The organism is Halorubrum sp. SS7 (assembly GCF_005435055.1).
GTDB classification, from domain to species: domain Archaea; phylum Halobacteriota; class Halobacteria; order Halobacteriales; family Haloferacaceae; genus Halorubrum; species Halorubrum salinarum.
Window position 1 is genome coordinate 1 of the sequence record NZ_SGXV01000199.1, and the last position, 708, is coordinate 708.

The 708-nt window shown below is 64.7% G+C and carries 1 protein-coding gene and 1 pseudogene; both read right to left on the minus strand.

What is annotated here, in order from left to right:
- Positions 1-93 precede the first annotated feature (93 nt).
- Positions 94-342, minus strand: a pseudogene (locus tag EXE44_RS17600) (type II toxin-antitoxin system HicA family toxin); the annotation flags it as partial.
- Positions 339-542 carry a type II toxin-antitoxin system HicB family antitoxin gene (locus tag EXE44_RS17605; protein WP_092921224.1) on the minus strand — a complete coding sequence of 68 codons (204 nt, stop codon included), beginning with the start codon at positions 540-542 and terminating at the stop codon, positions 339-341. The pseudogene EXE44_RS17600 and the gene EXE44_RS17605, both read right to left, overlap by 4 nt.
- Positions 543-708 lie beyond the last annotated feature (166 nt).

Genomic DNA, 708 nt, shown 5'->3' on the forward strand with positions numbered 1-708 from the left:
GCCTCATCTCCTCGCTTTCTTACGGCGCTGAGATCGACACGGTCGCCGAGATAGGCAGTGAGCGACTAGAAGGGGTCGCGTGTGGCCGCGTCGGCGATGCTCGTCGATCCAGCGGCACCACGCGTCGAAGTCCTCCGCGCCGCACTGGTCCGCGATCGACTGGAGCGTCCCGATCTTCACCCGGTCGTGTAGCGGGACAGTGACGGTTCGGACCTCGCCGGTGTCGGGGTTCGTGTACTTCAGAATCGCGTGGCTTCCGCGCTGTCGGTCTTTGCGGTAATCGAAGGAAGTGAGCACGCTGACGATCTCTCGGCCGGAGATGTTTCGCGGCGGACCGCTCATTCCTCGAACCAGGGAGCGTCCGGCTCGGGTGCGTCCGTGTCCGCCTCACGGGCTTCCTTCGTCAGTTCGACCGCCTCGTCGAGGTTCGAAAGCGCCTCCTCGCGCGTCTCGCCTTGGCTGGCGACGTTCAGCTCCTGGTCGATCGCCGACCAACCGCCCTCGTCCTCCTCGATTAGGCGGATCTCTCGGCCAGTGCTCATGGGAGTCAGTAGTCATCAACGCGGAATAAGCGTTCTGTCGCTTCGAACACCGCTTTCGAACGCCCGGGCCGCGGACGGTTCGATCCTCGGGGCACAGAAATGGGCTCGGGGATCGAGATTCCCTCCCGGCGAGACGAGGCCACTCCGTTCGCCTCCCCGCACGAAC